The 14,977-nt window shown below is 61.4% G+C and carries 14 protein-coding genes and 1 pseudogene; 9 read left to right on the plus strand and 6 right to left on the minus strand.

Features of this window, described 5'->3' with window-relative positions:
* The 5 genes and pseudogenes from AX760_RS27340 to AX760_RS22205 all read left to right on the plus strand — a co-directional run.
* A pseudogene (locus AX760_RS27340) lies at nucleotides 1–204 on the plus strand (hypothetical protein); the annotation flags it as partial.
* Between the two features lie 180 nt (nucleotides 205–384).
* Nucleotides 385–1,260 (plus strand): pantoate--beta-alanine ligase, encoded by an 876-nt coding sequence (panC, locus tag AX760_RS22190; RefSeq protein WP_071835194.1) that lies wholly within the window; start codon nucleotides 385–387, stop codon nucleotides 1,258–1,260.
* 2 nt (nucleotides 1,261–1,262) lie between these two features.
* Nucleotides 1,263–2,090, plus strand: coding sequence for a 3-methyl-2-oxobutanoate hydroxymethyltransferase (panB, locus tag AX760_RS22195; RefSeq protein ID WP_071835195.1), 828 nt, complete (start codon nucleotides 1,263–1,265; stop codon nucleotides 2,088–2,090).
* 161 nt (nucleotides 2,091–2,251) lie between these two features.
* Nucleotides 2,252–2,968, plus strand: a complete 717-nt coding sequence (locus tag AX760_RS22200) for an AzlC family ABC transporter permease (protein WP_071835196.1) — start codon at nucleotides 2,252–2,254, stop codon at nucleotides 2,966–2,968.
* Nucleotides 2,969–2,970: 2 nt separating this feature from the next.
* Nucleotides 2,971–3,285: an AzlD family protein gene (locus AX760_RS22205; protein WP_071835197.1), complete on the plus strand. Its 315-nt coding sequence runs from the start codon at nucleotides 2,971–2,973 to the stop codon at nucleotides 3,283–3,285.
* Here AX760_RS22205 and AX760_RS22210 read toward each other — a convergent pair.
* From AX760_RS22210 to AX760_RS27345, 4 genes are all read right to left on the minus strand, one after another.
* On the minus strand, nucleotides 3,282–5,117 hold the full coding sequence (locus tag AX760_RS22210; protein ID WP_071835198.1) for an aminopeptidase P family protein: 1,836 nt from the start codon (nucleotides 5,115–5,117) through the stop codon (nucleotides 3,282–3,284). The genes AX760_RS22205 and AX760_RS22210 overlap by 4 nt on opposite strands.
* A gap of 576 nt (nucleotides 5,118–5,693) precedes the next feature.
* Nucleotides 5,694–6,572 carry a 50S ribosomal protein L11 methyltransferase gene (locus AX760_RS22215; RefSeq protein ID WP_071835199.1) on the minus strand — a complete coding sequence of 293 codons (879 nt, stop codon included), beginning with the start codon at nucleotides 6,570–6,572 and terminating at the stop codon, nucleotides 5,694–5,696.
* Nucleotides 6,573–6,708: 136 nt separating this feature from the next.
* On the minus strand, nucleotides 6,709–7,308 hold the full coding sequence (locus tag AX760_RS22220) for an SCO family protein (RefSeq protein WP_071835206.1): 600 nt from the start codon (nucleotides 7,306–7,308) through the stop codon (nucleotides 6,709–6,711).
* 131 nt (nucleotides 7,309–7,439) lie between these two features.
* Complete coding sequence (locus AX760_RS27345; RefSeq protein WP_175552116.1) at nucleotides 7,440–7,598, minus strand: hypothetical protein; 159 nt, start codon at nucleotides 7,596–7,598, stop codon at nucleotides 7,440–7,442.
* 262 nt (nucleotides 7,599–7,860) lie between these two features.
* Between AX760_RS27345 and AX760_RS22225 the strand changes: the two genes are divergently transcribed.
* From AX760_RS22225 to pncA, 3 genes are all read left to right on the plus strand, one after another.
* Nucleotides 7,861–9,846, plus strand: coding sequence for a methyl-accepting chemotaxis protein (locus tag AX760_RS22225; RefSeq protein WP_071835200.1), 1,986 nt, complete (start codon nucleotides 7,861–7,863; stop codon nucleotides 9,844–9,846).
* A 2-nt stretch (nucleotides 9,847–9,848) separates the two neighbouring features.
* Nucleotides 9,849–10,316, plus strand: coding sequence for a chemotaxis protein CheW (locus tag AX760_RS22230; RefSeq protein ID WP_071835201.1), 468 nt, complete (start codon nucleotides 9,849–9,851; stop codon nucleotides 10,314–10,316).
* Nucleotides 10,317–10,467: 151 nt separating this feature from the next.
* Nucleotides 10,468–11,094 (plus strand): bifunctional nicotinamidase/pyrazinamidase, encoded by a 627-nt coding sequence (pncA, locus tag AX760_RS22235; RefSeq protein WP_071835202.1) that lies wholly within the window; start codon nucleotides 10,468–10,470, stop codon nucleotides 11,092–11,094.
* A gap of 33 nt (nucleotides 11,095–11,127) precedes the next feature.
* On the opposite strand, the gene AX760_RS22240 is transcribed toward pncA, so the two are convergent.
* Nucleotides 11,128–11,604, minus strand: a complete 477-nt coding sequence (locus AX760_RS22240; protein ID WP_175552117.1) for a CreA family protein — start codon at nucleotides 11,602–11,604, stop codon at nucleotides 11,128–11,130.
* A gap of 112 nt (nucleotides 11,605–11,716) precedes the next feature.
* Nucleotides 11,717–12,979, minus strand: a complete 1,263-nt coding sequence (locus AX760_RS22245) for a GGDEF domain-containing protein (protein WP_071835204.1) — start codon at nucleotides 12,977–12,979, stop codon at nucleotides 11,717–11,719.
* Between the two features lie 678 nt (nucleotides 12,980–13,657).
* Here AX760_RS22245 and AX760_RS22250 point away from each other — a divergent pair.
* Nucleotides 13,658–14,821 carry a DUF2778 domain-containing protein gene (locus AX760_RS22250; protein ID WP_071835205.1) on the plus strand — a complete coding sequence of 388 codons (1,164 nt, stop codon included), beginning with the start codon at nucleotides 13,658–13,660 and terminating at the stop codon, nucleotides 14,819–14,821.
* Nucleotides 14,822–14,977 lie beyond the last annotated feature (156 nt).

A 14,977-nucleotide genomic window follows, 5' to 3' on the forward strand; every position in this document is an offset into this window, starting at 1 on the left:
AAGACGAAGCAGGCGTTTGACTTCAATACCGCCATTGCCGCTGCCAGCAAGGGGCGGGCGCCGGGTGCGGGCAGCATTCTCGCCGGTGTTGGCGATTCGACAGCTTCGCCGATCACCGCAGGCGACACGGTTCGCGTCGAAATGAACGACCGCACCGGCCACAGCATTTTCGGCGCCATCGAGCAGACGGTGCAGGCCGGATAGAACGGCCTGCGGTTTTCCTTCGCGAACATCTGTGCCGGGCAATTCTTGAATTGTCTTTTTGCACTGCACACGTTAGGGAAACCGCGCTGGTCTTCGCGCGCCAATGCACGAAAGCCACCTTGATGCCCTGTGACCGCCGCTTCAGATGGCGGCGGGCGGTGCGGATTGGAGGGTCCGGATATGGAAACTGTCACCACCATTGCTGCGCTGCGCGCCCGTCTTGCCGGCCACCGACGCGCCGGTAAAACCATCGGGCTGGTGCCGACCATGGGCTATCTTCATGTCGGCCACATGCAACTCGTTGCCAAGGCACGCGCGGACAACGACATTGTCGTGGCGACCATTTTCGTCAATCCGCTGCAGTTCGGCGCAAACGAAGACCTGACGAAATATCCGCGTGATCTGCCGCGTGACCAGTCGATGCTGGAGACCAGTGGCGTCGATTTCCTGTTTGCGCCGGCCGTTACCGAAATGTATCCCCGCCCGATGGAAACGGTCGTCGATGTGCCAACGCTGGGTGCCGAGCTCGAGGGGTCTGTGCGCCCCGGCCATTTCGCCGGCGTCGCCACCGTCGTCACCAAGCTGTTCAACATCGTCCAGCCGGACAGCGCCTATTTCGGCGAGAAGGATTTCCAGCAGCTGCAGATCATTCGCCGCATGGTCGAGGATCTCGCTGCGCCGGTCTCGGTCATTGGCGTTGCAACGGTGCGGGAAAATGACGGGCTCGCCTGTTCGTCGCGCAATGTCTATCTGACGCCGGACGAACGGCGCGCTGCCGGCATCGTGCCGAAGGCGCTGGACGAGGCCGAACGGCTGATCGCCGGCGGACTGACGGATGTCGCGACGCTGGAGAAGGCGATTGTCGATTTCATCGCCGCCGAGCCGCTGGCGCGGCCGGAAGTGGTGGCGTTGCGTGATCCGGAAACGCTGCGTGTTTTGACGGAAATCGGCGAAAAGCCGGTTCTTCTGTTACTTTTTGTTCGCTTCGGGAGCACGAAGCTGCTCGATAACAGGGTTTTCAGCCCGAAAACTGCAAAATTTGCGAAGGTGGCGTGAGCATGAGTGTACAGGCAGTGAAGCGGCGCCTGAGCCCCGGCAATATTGAAGCGCTGAAGGGCGATCGCCCGATCGTCAGCCTGACGGCCTATACGACGCCGATCGCAAGGCTGCTCGATCCGCATGTCGATTTCATGCTGGTCGGCGATTCGCTCGGCATGGTGCTGTACGGGCTTGATTCGACTGTCGGCGTGACGCTCGACATGATGATCGCCCACGGCCAGGCGGTCATGCGCGGCTCGGAAAAAGCCTGCGTCGTCGTCGATCTGCCCTTCGGTTCCTATCAGGAATCCAAGGAACAGGCGTTCAACAGCGCCGCCCGCATCCTCAAGGAAACCGGCTGCAGCGCGGTCAAGCTCGAAGGCGGCGCCGAAATGGCCGAGACCGTCGATTTCCTGTCCCAGCGCGGCATTCCGGTGCTGGGCCATGTCGGGCTGATGCCGCAACTGGTCAATACGATTGGTGGCTACCGGTCGCTGGGGCGCAGCGAAAAGGAAGCCAACAAGATCAGGCGCGATGCCAAGGCTATCGATGACGCCGGCGCCTTTGCGATCGTCGTCGAGGGTACGATCGAGCCGCTGGCACGGGAAATTTCCCAGACCCTGCGGGCGCCGACGATCGGCATCGGGGCATCGCCGGCCTGCGACGGCCAGATCCTTGTCTCCGACGACATTCTCGGCCTGTTCAGCGATTTCCAGCCGCGGTTCGTCAAGCATTTCGCCAACCTCGCACCGCAGATTTCGGCGGCTTTCGAGGCCTATGCCAGCGAAGTCAAGGCGCGCACCTTTCCCGGTATCGAGCACACATTCCAGGTCAAGCCCAAGCCTTGAGCATCGATTGAGCCGCGATCCGGCGTTTGATCAGAAATTCGGATCGCTGCATCAATCTTATTGAATTGTTCGCGCGCAGTCCGCGTCCTATCTGTGCCAGCACAATTTGTACATCTCGGCAGATCGGTAGGCCGTCTGGCCCCGCTCCGGAAAGTTTCCTGATGACCAAAGACGATTTCTGGCAGGGCGTGCGTGGCGGTTTTCCCGTCATGGTATCCGCTTCGCCGTTCGGCGCGCTGTTCGGCGCACTTGCGGTCGACAATGGTTTTTCGGTCTTCGATGCTGTCTTCATGAGCATCACGCTTTATGCCGGGGCCAGCCAGATGGTCGGCATCGAACTGTTCGGCAACAAGGTCCAGCCCTGGCTGATCGTTCTGTCGATCTTTGCCGTCAACTTCCGGCATATCCTCTATTCAGCCTCGATCACCCGCCATGTCCGCCATTTCTCGCCGGTGCAGAAGATCGTCACCTTCTTCCTTTTGGTCGATCCGCAATATGCCGAGACGGAAAAGCGCGCAGAGCGGGGCGAACCGATCACCTTCTTCTGGTATCTCGGTTTTGCGATGATCATCTACGTGCCATGGCAGTTCATGACCTTTCTGGGCGCCTATTTCGGCCAGATGATCGGCGATCCGCGCGCCATCGGTCTCGACGTGCTCCTGCCGATCTATTTCATGTCGCTCGTCTTGGGTTTTCGCAAGCGGGACAACTGGCTGCCGGTTGTGGCGGTGAGTTCTGTGGCCTCGGTCGCCGCCATGCACATTGTCGGCTCGCCGTGGCATGTCAGCATCGGCGCACTGGCCGGCATCCTGCTCGCCGCCTGCCTGCCTTTGCCGCGACAGCCGGAAGCGCCCGTCACGCTTGAAAACGAGGTGTAGTGATGGACCAGAGCGAACACCTGCACCTGATCTACATCATTCTCGCGGCAGCCCTTGCGACGTTCCTGACGCGCATCGGCGGCTATGTGATGATGATGCAGATGACGCGCATCCCGCCGCGCATGGAAGCGGCGCTGAATGCTGTTCCGGCCGCCGTCCTGTCGACGCTGGTGGCGCCCGCCTTCGTCTACGGCGGCTGGGACGTGGCCGCCTCGATGCTGGTCGCATTTTTCGTCGGCCTGCGGTTTTCGTCGCTCTGGATGCTGCTGGCCGGATGGCTGGTGGTCATGGCCATCCGGCATTTCGCAGGTCTCTAACGCAGAAGCGGCTCGGTTGCCGCGATTAGCCATTTGCGGACCGCATCCCCCTCGATCAGCGGCATAAGCTTTTCCCGCGTTTCGGCGTGATAGGCATTCATCCAGTCCAGTTCCTCGCCGGTCAAAAGCGCAGTCAGGATCAGCCGGCGGTCGATCGGGCAAAATGTCAGCGTCGTGAAACCGAGCATCGGCAGGTCGCCGCCGTCGATCGGGGTCGCCTCGAAGACATGGACAAGGTTTTCAATGCGGATACCGAAGGCGCCCGGACGGTAATAGCCGGGCTCGTTCGACAGGCTCATGCCGGGCAGCAATTCCTGCATGGCGGCACGGGAAATCCGTTGTGGCCCCTCGTGCACCGAGAGGTATGAGCCGACGCCATGGCCCGTGCCATGGGCAAAATCGGCACCGGCCTTCCAGAGCGCAATGCGCGCCAGGGGATCGAGATCGACGCCGCGCGAGCCCTTCGGGAAGCGCGCCGTGCTGATGGCGATCATGCCTTTCAGGACCAGTGTGAAGAACCGCTTCTGGTTCTCGGGAACGTTGCCGATCGCCACCGTGCGGGTGATGTCCGTGGTGCCGTTGATGTATTGGCCACCGGAATCGATCAGGAACATCGTCCCGTCTTCAATCGCCTGGTCGCTGTCGGTGGTCACGCGGTAGTGCATGATCGCCGCATGGGCACCGGCGCCGGAGATCGTGTCGAAGGAAATATCCTTCAGCGGGTTCTGCAGGCGCTCGCCGACACGCAGCCGGCAGCTTTCAAGCTGCTCGACAGCGGCGATCTCGGTGACGGTGCCCGGTGTCGTTTCGTCGAGCCAGGCGAGGAACTCGACCATCGCCACACCGTCCTGCAGGTGGGCGCGTTCCGAACCTTCGAGTTCGGCCGGGTTCTTGCGGGCGCGGGGCAGGCGAGCCGGGTCGATCGCCTCGATCACGATGCCGCCACTGGCGCGGATGATCTGCGCCAGGGCGAAGGGCGCGTGATCGGGATCGATCATCAGCTTGGCGCCGCCCTGCGAAACGGCTGCGATGCGGTCCTCGAAGGATGCAGGCGCTGCCATGTCACAAAGCTGTGTGAGATAGGCTTCTTCTTCGATGCCGGTCTTGCGCTTGTCGAGGAAGAGTTCGGCGCGGCCGTCAGCATGAATAATGGCACGGGCAAGCGGGTGCGGCGTGTGCGGCACGTCGCTGCCGCGGATGTTGAACGTCCAGGCGATCGAGGAGGGGTCGGTCAGTACGACCGCCGCCGCACCTGTCGCTTCGAGATCGGTTGACATCCTTGCGATCTTGTCCCTGGCCAGAATACCGGCATGGTCGAGCGGCTGGATCTTGACGCGGCCCAGCGGCGCGGACGGGCGGTCCGCCCAGATCCGGTCGAGCGGGTTGTAATCGAGAAAGACCAGCGTGCCTGATACGCAGGCAAGTGCCTTTTCGAGTTTGCGCACCTCTGCGCCCGTGTGCAGCCAGGGATCGATGCCGAGCAGGAAGCCCTTGGGCGCATTGTTCTCGAGCCAGGTGGATGGCGGCGCGCCGATCAGGTCGCCGCCTTCAAACACCGTTCCATCCACCTGTTCGGCAAGCTGCGTCACATAGCGCCCGTCGACGAAGACGATCGCCTGCGTGCGCGTGACGAGCGCGATGCCGGCCGAACCGGTAAAGCCTGTCAGCCAGGACAGGCGTTCGGCGCTTGCCGGAACATATTCGCCCTGAAACTCGTCGGCGCGGGGCACCAGAAATCCATCGACGTCGAGGGTCTGCAGAGCGACGCGCAGAGCGTCCGTCCGTTCCCTGCCAAATTGCGGAGTGGAGGTGACGTCGAAGGACTGAAACATCGATTTTCCTGAAAGGCTGCGGTGGTTTCCGGAGAACGGATCGGCGCGAATCCGACCGGTCCTGAAGCCACTCTAGCGGAAAGCCAGCGTCAGGGGAAAGCCCGTCCATGGCAGGTCAGGTCCTGAGGGGGGTATTATGACGGGGCGTTTACGTGTTCTGACGTCCACCTCGGCGGTGGTTTTCAATTATCATACTTATGCGCGAGGTGCATGGCACCCATGCTGGAAAAGCGCTGTTCTATTTTCAGCCGGCGATTATAAAGCCGCTCAACGAACGCAGACTAAGGTCTGTTGTTCATGCGAATGCCTGACGGCACGCGCTGCATGGTCTGAACATGGTCGGTTTCCCTTCTCCTCCTCCCTCCGGGTGGCCGATTTCAGATCATGAAGAGTCCGCTTGAGCGCTCCTCCTCCTCAAGCTCGCGGACATGACCGGCTTGCCGGTCAGCGGGCGGTGCCTCTGGCATCGCCTTTGTTTCGAAAAGCCGTCTGTCGTGATCGACAGACGGCTTTTTCGCATTTCACCTTTTTACATTTCAGACCCATTCACATTTCAGAATTGGGTTTTGCCGATCATCACGGGCGGTCGAGATGGATCGTCACCCAGCCATTGCGCCAGATCGTGCGGACATGGCGCAGATGCGCGCCATTGTAGGCCGAGAGCACTTTCCAGCGCTGGGAGGCGAGGATGCCCGACAGGACGACGGAGCCGCCGGGGGCAAGATGGGAGGCCAGTTGCGGCGCCATCCGGATCAGCGGGCGGGCGAGGATATTGGCGATGATCAGGTCGAATGGGCCATGGGTTGCGAAGGCCGGTGAATGAAAGCCGGGCGCCGTGACCATCCTGACGCCCGTTGCAATACCGTTGCGGCGCACGTTTTCAGCCGCGACGCGGGTGGCGATCGGATCGATGTCGGTCGCCAGCACCGGCACCGCCTTCAGCTTGCGGGCGGCAATCGCCAGCACGCCGCTGCCGGTGCCGAGATCGAGCACATTCGTGACCTTGCGCGAGCGCATCACCGTTTCGATCACTTCGAGGCAGCCGGCCGTGGTTCCGTGATGGCCGGTCCCAAAGGCCTGCCCGGCGTCGATCTCGATGCTGACATCGCCCGGGCGGATCTTGTCCCGGTCGTGGGAACCGTGAACGACGAAACGCCCGGCATGGACGGGTGACAGGCCTTCCAGCGACTTCGCAATCCAGTCTTCGTCGGGAATGACTTCGCGCTCAATGATCTTGTCCGGAAAATGTGGCGCCAGCACCTGCGCGAAGCGGGCGTGCATCGCCTCTTCCTCTGCCCATTCGAGATAGAGCGAGGCTTCCCAGATGTCCTTCTTTTCGTCCATCTCCATCGTCGCGATTGCGTAGCCGTCTTCCTCGAAGGCGTCGCTCATCAGTTGAAGGATGATTTCGGACTGGACTTCCGTGGTGGTGACGAAGAGGCGGATATCGGCCAAGGTCTGGATCCTTTGAAAGGGCTTTGCGTCGCGCTATCACGAGCGACAGGCGCAGGTAAAGCGCCAAACGCTATTGCGCCGATAGCCCGGGACGCGCAGGCGCCCCGCAGGTGTGCGCAACAGGCTGCACTTTCCGTTAGCCCTTCAACAGATTTTCCAGTTTCTTGAGCGCGGTATCCGGGTTCTCGCCATAGGCGATCGTACCGGTGAAGCGTCCCGCTCCATCCAGAAGGAAGACGGATGCGGTGTGGTCCATCGTATAGTCGCCCTCCGGCTTGGCTTCGTCGAGCGGGACCTTCTTGGCGTAGACCCGGAACCCCTTGACCATCTCCATGACCTTGTCCGGGGATCCGGATATGCCGGTGATCCGCTTGGAAACGTTGGAGACATATTGGCCGAGAATGTCAGGTGTATCGCGCTCGGGATCGACCGAGATGAAGTAGGCCTGCAGTTTCGTGCCGTCCGGATCGACCTTTTCAAGCCAGCCGTTCAATTCGAAAAGCGTCGTCGGGCAGACTTCCGGGCAATGGGTGAAGCCGAAGAAAAGCGCCGTCGGCTTGCCGGTGAAGGCTGCCTGGGTAATTGGCTTGCCGTCCTGCGCAACCAGATCGAACGGGACGCCGAACGGGCCGGAAGCAGCGCTGTCCTTCGAAGCGGTCATCTCATAGGACAGCCAGCCGAGCACGGCGGCAACCACGAGCACGGCAGCCCAGAGTACGATGCGAACAGTTTTCATGATGATATCCGGTCCAGAGGCCAACGTTGCCTTCAGTTATCCGTTTGAGACGTGGGGTGCAAACCCCGTGACGTCACAGCGTCAAAATGTGGCACGTCACAATGTGGCATGTGTTGCGGGCACGTGTTGCCCTAGAGGCACCAGGCCATCCCGTTCTGGGCCATGGCAAGGAAGATGTCGGTCCCATGCTCCAGCCAGCCGCGGAACGCAAAGGCGGACAACAGCACGAAAGCCGCACAGCTCAAGGCGATGAGAAACATGGTTCGCAGTGTGGATGCTTCCTTTTCCATGCTTCCAGTCTAGCATGGATATGGACTTGGAGGGAAGCGCATGGCGCGGGCCGCATCGATTCTCACAGTCGTCAATTCTTTCCAGCGGGCTGTTATTTTAGCAAAAGTTTAATCTGTCTTTGTAATCGTATATGGGCGTCGGGGGGTGATTCGCCCTTCCGAATGACATGATGTCAGCCGGCTTTTCGATCCCGGATATCGCATTCATCCCCAAACTCAGCCCGTTCTTCTTTGGATGGCCTGTCAACAGGATCGGTATCTGATGACTTCGATGACAAGACTGGACAAGAAACTCACTGTCAATCAGCGCCTGACGACGCTCGGCATCGCTGCATTCTGCGGTTTCGGTTCCATGCTGGCCATTGGCTGGTACCAGAATTCCCATGTCGATATTGCGCTTGGCAAGGCTGTCGAGGCGCAGGCTGCGATCAAGAATGCGACCGAGTTGCGCACGGCAAATCTCGAACTGGTGCTTGTGGCGATGGACACGATCATCGATCGCGAAGAACGCGCCATCCAGCCGGAGCGCTTGCAGACAATCGAAAGCTCCCTGAAGACGATCAATGAAGGCAAGGCGGCGGCTTTCGCTCTGGCAGCGGCTGTTGGCAAGCCGGAGATGATGTCGACATTTGAGGCGGACCTTGCAGCGGTGGCGCAGGCGATCCAGGTTGACCTCAAGAAGATGGTGGAAGATGGAGCGCCGGCCGAAGCCTATGGCGCACTCGATGATGCCATCGACGGAGGCGGCGAGCGTCTGAATGACACGATGACCAAGCTGGGCGAAGAGGCTGGCGCGCTGCTCGCCACGCGCGTCGGCGAAGCCACAACCAGCTCGACGAATTCCATCCTGTTTCAGTTCGTTGTCGGCCTGTTTGCCATGTCGTCGCTCCTGGCCATGCTTTATTTTCACGGCAACGTCCTGCGTCGCGGCATTTTTGCCGTTCGTGACAGCATGAAGCGCATTCTGTCCGGCGATTATGGCACTGCCGTCGGGTCGTTGAACCGCAGCGACGAGATCGGCGAAATGGCCCGTTCCGTGGAAATGTTCCGCAGCGCCGCCGTTGAGAAACAGACGCTGGAGACGGATACGGCTGCAAGCCGCCGCGAGAACGAGGCAGAGCGTCAGGCCAATGACAATGCGCGCTCCGAGGAGGCGCAGCAGGTCAAGGCCGCTGTATACGAGCTTGGGCTTGGCCTTAACCGCCTTGCCGACGGCAATCTGATGGCAACGATCGAGACCACGTTCCGGGCAGACCTTGAATCCTTGCGTCTCGATTTCAATCAGACTGTCGCCCGCCTGCAGAGCGTGCTCGGAAATGTTCAGGACAATACTGTTTCCATCCAGTCGAACAGCCAGCAGATGCGCGGAGCGGCCGACGACCTTGCCAAGCGCACGGAACAACAGGCGGCTTCGCTCGAACAGACCTCTGCAGCGCTCGATGAGATTACCGCAACGGTTCGGACCGCCACGGTGCGCGCCGAGGAAGCCAGCAAGATGGTTGGCGAAACCCGCAACAATGCCGAGGAATCCGGCCGGATCGTCGGCGAGGCAATTTCCGCTATGTCCCGCATCGAGGACGCCTCGACCGAGATCGGCAAGATCATCAACGTGATCGATGAAATCGCCTTCCAGACCAACCTGCTGGCTCTAAATGCCGGCGTCGAGGCGGCGCGGGCCGGCGATGCGGGCAAGGGGTTTGCCGTCGTCGCACAGGAAGTCCGCGAACTGGCACAGCGTGCAGCGGGAGCCGCAAAGGATATCAAGTCGCTGGTCGGCCGCTCGAGCACGGAAGTCGTCACCGGCGTCCGGCTGGTGCGCGCAACCGGCGAGGCGCTGGGCTTGATCGAGAAGAGCGTCTTCAAGATCAACGAGCACATGGTCTCGATCGTCAACGCCGCACGCGAACAGTCGACCGGCCTCCAGGAAATCAACACCGCCGTCGGCCGGCTCGACCAGATGACCCAGCAGAATGCCGCCATGGTCGAGGAGACCAATGCCGTCAGCCATACGCTGGCCCAGGATGCCGAAAGTCTGACGGCGCTTGTCGGTCAGTTCCAGCTGCATGGCGGTCAGGCCCGCCAGGCGCGTCCACAACCGGTCCGTGCCGTATCGCCATCGGCAGCCGTTCGTCCAACACCATCGCCCGCGAAAGCCCTGATGGGCAAGCTCTCGAGCGCCTTTAACAGCAGCCATGCGGCGCCGGTGGCCAAGGCCTCCGGATCCGCCGAAAACTGGGAAGAATTCTGATCATGAACAACAATGCCATCAAGCAATCCGGTGCCTATCTGGAAATCGTCTCCTTCCATCTCGGCGATCAGGAATTCTGCATCGACATCATGGCGATCCGCGAAATCCGTGGCTGGGCCCCGGTCACGCCGATGCCGCATACGCCGCCTTACGTGCTCGGTCTGATCAACCTGCGTGGTGCGGTGATCCCGGTCATCGATATGGCCTGCCGTCTCGGCATGAAGATGACGGAGCCGTCCGAGCGCTCCGCGATCATCGTCACCGATATTGCCGGCAAGCTGGTCGGCCTTCTGGTCGAGCAGGTTTCGGACATGATGACGATCAAGAGCGAAGCCCTGCAGTCGGCGCCGGAAATCATTCCAGAAGCCCAGCGCGCCTTCTGCCGCGGCATCGTGGCCCTCGAGAAGAGCATGGTCTGCTTCCTGAACCTCGATACCGTGATCGCCGACGAGCTGGCTCAGGCCGCCTGATCCCTATTCCGGATGAATTTCGACACGGCCGCCGGGTGTTTCCGGCGGCCGTGTCGTTTTCTGTTTTCGACCTGCACTTTCATGCCTATGCTTGTCTCCGTCGATCCAGGATGTCCCTTACGACGCCCAACTGTGACCGGAGAACGCCGCCTTGAAATGCTTGCTGCTCGTCGATATCCAGGTCGGATTCTGCACGGGGGGAAATCTTGCCGTCCCCGGTGGGGAGGAGATAGTCCCCATTGCCAACCGGCTGATTGCATCAGGGGGCTATGACCTGATCGTTGCTTCGCAGGACTGGCATCCGCCGGATCATGGCAGCTTTGCGTCGCAGCATCCCGGTGCAAAGCCGTTCGAGATGGGCGTGCTCGGTGGCAAGCCGCAAATGCTCTGGCCGGATCATTGCGTTCAGGGGACACCGGATGCGGAGTTTCATGCCGATCTTGACGTCTCGGCGATCGATCATATCCAGCGCAAGGGGCTTAACCGCAACGTCGACAGCTACTCGGCTTTCCGCGACAACGACCAGTCCGCCCTGACCGGCCTCGATGCCTATCTCTCGGCAAAGGGTGTCACCCGGCTGGATATCTGTGGCCTGGCGACGGACTATTGCGTCATGGCCTCGGCGATCGATGCGCGTTCGATGCTGGGCGGCGTCACCATCCGCTTCATCGCCGACGCCAGCCGCGGCATCGACCCGGCCGGCGTCGCGGCGGCTTGCTCCGCCATGCATGCGGCCGGGATCGAGATCGTCAGCGCGGCAGACTGTATCGAGGGCTGAGTTCCGACCCAACTTGCCTTTGCGTCAGCCGGCCTACTTCGGTTGGCCGTTCTTCCAGGTGACGGGCTGGTTAAACAGCGGGATCGTCGAAATCGACATCTTCGCGGAGCCATCGGTCAGTTCACGCGAATGCGCGAGATAGATCAGCGTGTTGTTCGCCTTGTCGTAGATCCGGGTGACGACGAGCTTCTTCCAGATGAGCGACAGGCCCTCGCGAAACACTTCCTCTCCCTCTTCAGACAGGTCTATGTCGCCGATCGCGATCGGCCCCGTCTGGCGGCAGGCGATGGAGTTGTTGGAGGGGTCCTCGAACCAGTTGCCGTTCTTCAGGCGATCGATGACGCTGCGGTCGAAATAGGTGACATGGCAGGTGATCCCGGTGATCTCCGGGTCGTGCACGGCATCGATGGAAATGTCGTTGCCGAGCCAGTCGACACCGACCTCCCCGACCGTTTCGGCACGCGCGGGCAGGATGGCTGCGGCAAGGCCGATGAGGGTGCAGGTGGTCATCAAAAGGCGATGCAGCGACATAAGGAATTCTCCGGTGGACTATGCCAGCACAGATAGGCATCTCATGCGTTTATGCAAGGTTCTGAATATCTGCTGCGTCCAACATTGGCCGTTAACCCGCAGAAACCTGCGGCTGCAGCAGGCCATGGTTTTCGGCATCGAGACTGCGCATCTGTGCGGCGGCTGCGCTGAGGGCCCGCGTGCTGGTGAAGACATCGCCACTCTCCCTTTCCGCCATAACGTAACAATCCCGGCCAGCCGCCTTTGCGGCGTAGAGCGCCATATCGGCGCGGCTCATGGTGTCCGTGGCGCTTCGGTCCTGCTCGGCCATGGCGATACCGACGCTCACCGTCAACAGGATCTGCTCGCCCTGCGTCGTTTCGCACGGCGCCTTGCGCACCGTCGAACAGAGCGTTTCGGCAAAGTCCAGCGTCTCGGCATCGCTGATGCCGGGCAGGACAATGCCGAACTCCTCGCCACCCAGACGTCCCATATAGCCGCGGGTGCCCAGATGGGCGCCGACCACATCTGCGAAATGGGCCAGAGCCACATCACCGCCGGCATGGCCATAGCGGTCGTTGATCTGCTTGAACCGATCGAGATCAAGCAGCAGGAAGGCCAGCGGCCGCTTGAATTTCATCGTCACTTCCCGGGTCCGCTCCAACCGCGCCATGAAGGCGCGGCGCGACAAGGCACCGGTCAGATCGTCATGGGCGACCGTATGGCGCAGGGTGTCGATCATCCGGCCCTGCACCATCAGGATGATCGACAGGAAGAACAGCGGCAGGAACAGGGTTCTTCCGGCTGGCAGCGCGACGGTCCACAGGCGGGGATCGGCAAGCCCGGGGATGGGGTCGATCCCGGCGAGCAGGATGAAGACGCGCAGCCCATGGAACAGCGCAATCAGGCAGGCTGCCACCAGACAGACGATCATATAGGCCGAGATGCTCCGGTCCTTCGGCCAGTGGGCCAGGATGGTGGCCGCGATCAGCAGGAAGACCAGGGCGATGGTTGCCCCGCTGACAAGGCTGCGAGCGACCGGGGCATCGACCCCGTAGCTAAAGATGGCAAGTCCGAGTACGGGCAGCATTGTCGCCGCCAGAATGCTCCAGACACCCATTGCCGATTGTCCGAAGAACTGCCGCAAGCCGGAGAGCGTCGTCAGGCTTGCGGCAATCATCAGGCCGGTGCCGAAGATGCCGGAGAACCAGCGCGGCGCAAGATCATCGACCATGGCGACGCAAAGTGCCGCCGCGGCCAGCCCGCAGCCGGCCGAGAAGCGGGTGACACCCGTCACACCGGCGCTGCGGAGCGACAGAAGGACCGGAAACATGATTGCTATGGCCATGGCGGAAATGGCGAAAAGAAAGCTCATGGGCGCATTGTCCTGTCGTCTTCTGCCGTGCTTAAAAAATTTGGTCCGACATGCGGATAAGCTCAAATTGGTAGTGCGGGCCGCTTAATTTTTTCGGCCGGAATTTGGTGCAATTTTAACGAACAAAACCATTAGCCGTACATTTCCCCGGGTTTCAAAACCCGCCTGACATCCCATGCAAAGCGGGTAAACCGGGATGCCCGGATGGCGGGCGTTCTCCCGAGCCGCGCAGTTGACGGCAGTCGCAGTGGCATGTCCCTGACGTGGGCCTTGCGCATCTCCCGGTTGACCAGGTTCTGGTCATCAGACCTTAAATTTGCCTGAAATTTAAGGTCTGAGGCAAGGCGCGCCGCAGGCTCTTGCCCTCGCGCACTCCGGCAGGGTCTGTTTGCCCATGGTTGTTTCGCCGGGGGGGCGCCTTTTCTGATTCGCCCTGGCGAACCCAAAGGGCCCGATCGCGTCATTCGCGTTGCGCAGTCCTTGTTTCCCTTTGGTCCAACTCCTCGAAATCGCGGAGCCAGCGTAAAGGAATTGGTTACCATACTTTGTCATTCTTCTCAGCAACCGGCATGTCCGGGCAGGGGCGGACACTCCAACCCTGCCGACATCGACCCGGCTTCGTCGGCAGCGTGTTCTGTTGCCATGCGTTTGAGTAATGCGTTTCGGGTAACCAGTATCATGGCGTCTGCGGTTCAAAAGTTCAGTTCGATCGTCCCCCGGGACAAGGCCGCCCGCCGAACATCGGCGAGACGCTTTCTGTCAGGCGCGAGCGTCATCGGTTTTGCCGCTGCGGTCACCGTCTGGGTGGTCGCGACCGTTGCGGCCATGCATGCCGCGGGCCCGTCGCTGCCTTCGGACCGGCCAATGCGGCTTGAAGCTTCGCTCGGTCTCAACCCCATCATCCGCGCCGTGCCGCAGGAGCGCACCGTGCGGCTGGCGAAATTTTCGCGGCTCACCGTCCTGCCGCGGATCAACCTGATCGCCACGGCACAGGCCGGTCCGCACAAGGCCAGCGTTGCGGTGGCCATGGCCATGCCCGGCGCCGTCTTCGCCGAGAAGATGCAGGCGCTGGCAAAACTCATCCCGGCGCGTGACCGGGACCTCATCACCGGTTCGACGCCGATCACCGCCTCCGCTCTGGTCGAGCCGGTTTCGCTGCAGGACGACATGCTGCCAAAGCCGTTCAATCTGGTCATGTCCGACCAGGCCGTCGAACTGTCCGGCCTGCTGCCCGATATGGGACCACTGCCGCTGCGCCGTCCGGCCGGTTCGCTCGATGCCGCGCTCGGCAAGCCTGGCGCCAAGGACACGAAGCCGAAGGTCAGGGAACTGGCCTATGCCAAGCCCGGCCTGCCCGATATGGATGATGAGGACGACATCGTCCGCCCTGCCTTCCGCGGCAAGAAAGGCGTTGCCTATTATGACATCTCCGCCGGCGTCGTGCACATGCCGAACGGCGAGAGGCTCGAGGCCCATTCCGGCATCGGCAAGATGCGCGACAATCCCGACTTTGCGCATGTCAAGATGCGGGGACCGACGCCGCCCGGCACCTACAAGGTGACGATGCGCGAGGCGCTGTTCCACGGGGTCGAGGCGGTGCGCCTGACACCTACCGACGGTGTTGCGCCGCTCGGCCGGACGGGCCTGCTCGCCCACAGCTACCTGCTGCGCACACCCGGCGACAGCCATGGCTGCGTCGCCTTCGCCAACTATCCGAAATTTCTCAAGGCCTTCAAGCGCGGCGAAATCAGTCACATGGTCATCGTCAAGAGCATGAAGGGCGGGTTCTCGAAGCCGAACAAGACGCTCGCCTCCCTGTTTGGATCGTCCAAGGATCGATAGGCAGCCCGCCTTTCAAACGCATTCCAATCCGGGACATGGCACAGGCCGTCTCCCGGATTTTTTGTGTCTTGTGCGCGGGTTGAGGTCCCGATCCTCGGGTCAGGCACGAGGATGACGGAGGTCGTGGGTGGCGGGGAGAGGGTGCCGGGGGAATGG

The sequence above is a fragment of the Pararhizobium antarcticum genome, from assembly GCF_001885585.1.
In the GTDB taxonomy this organism is placed as follows: domain Bacteria; phylum Pseudomonadota; class Alphaproteobacteria; order Rhizobiales; family Rhizobiaceae; genus Pararhizobium; species Pararhizobium antarcticum.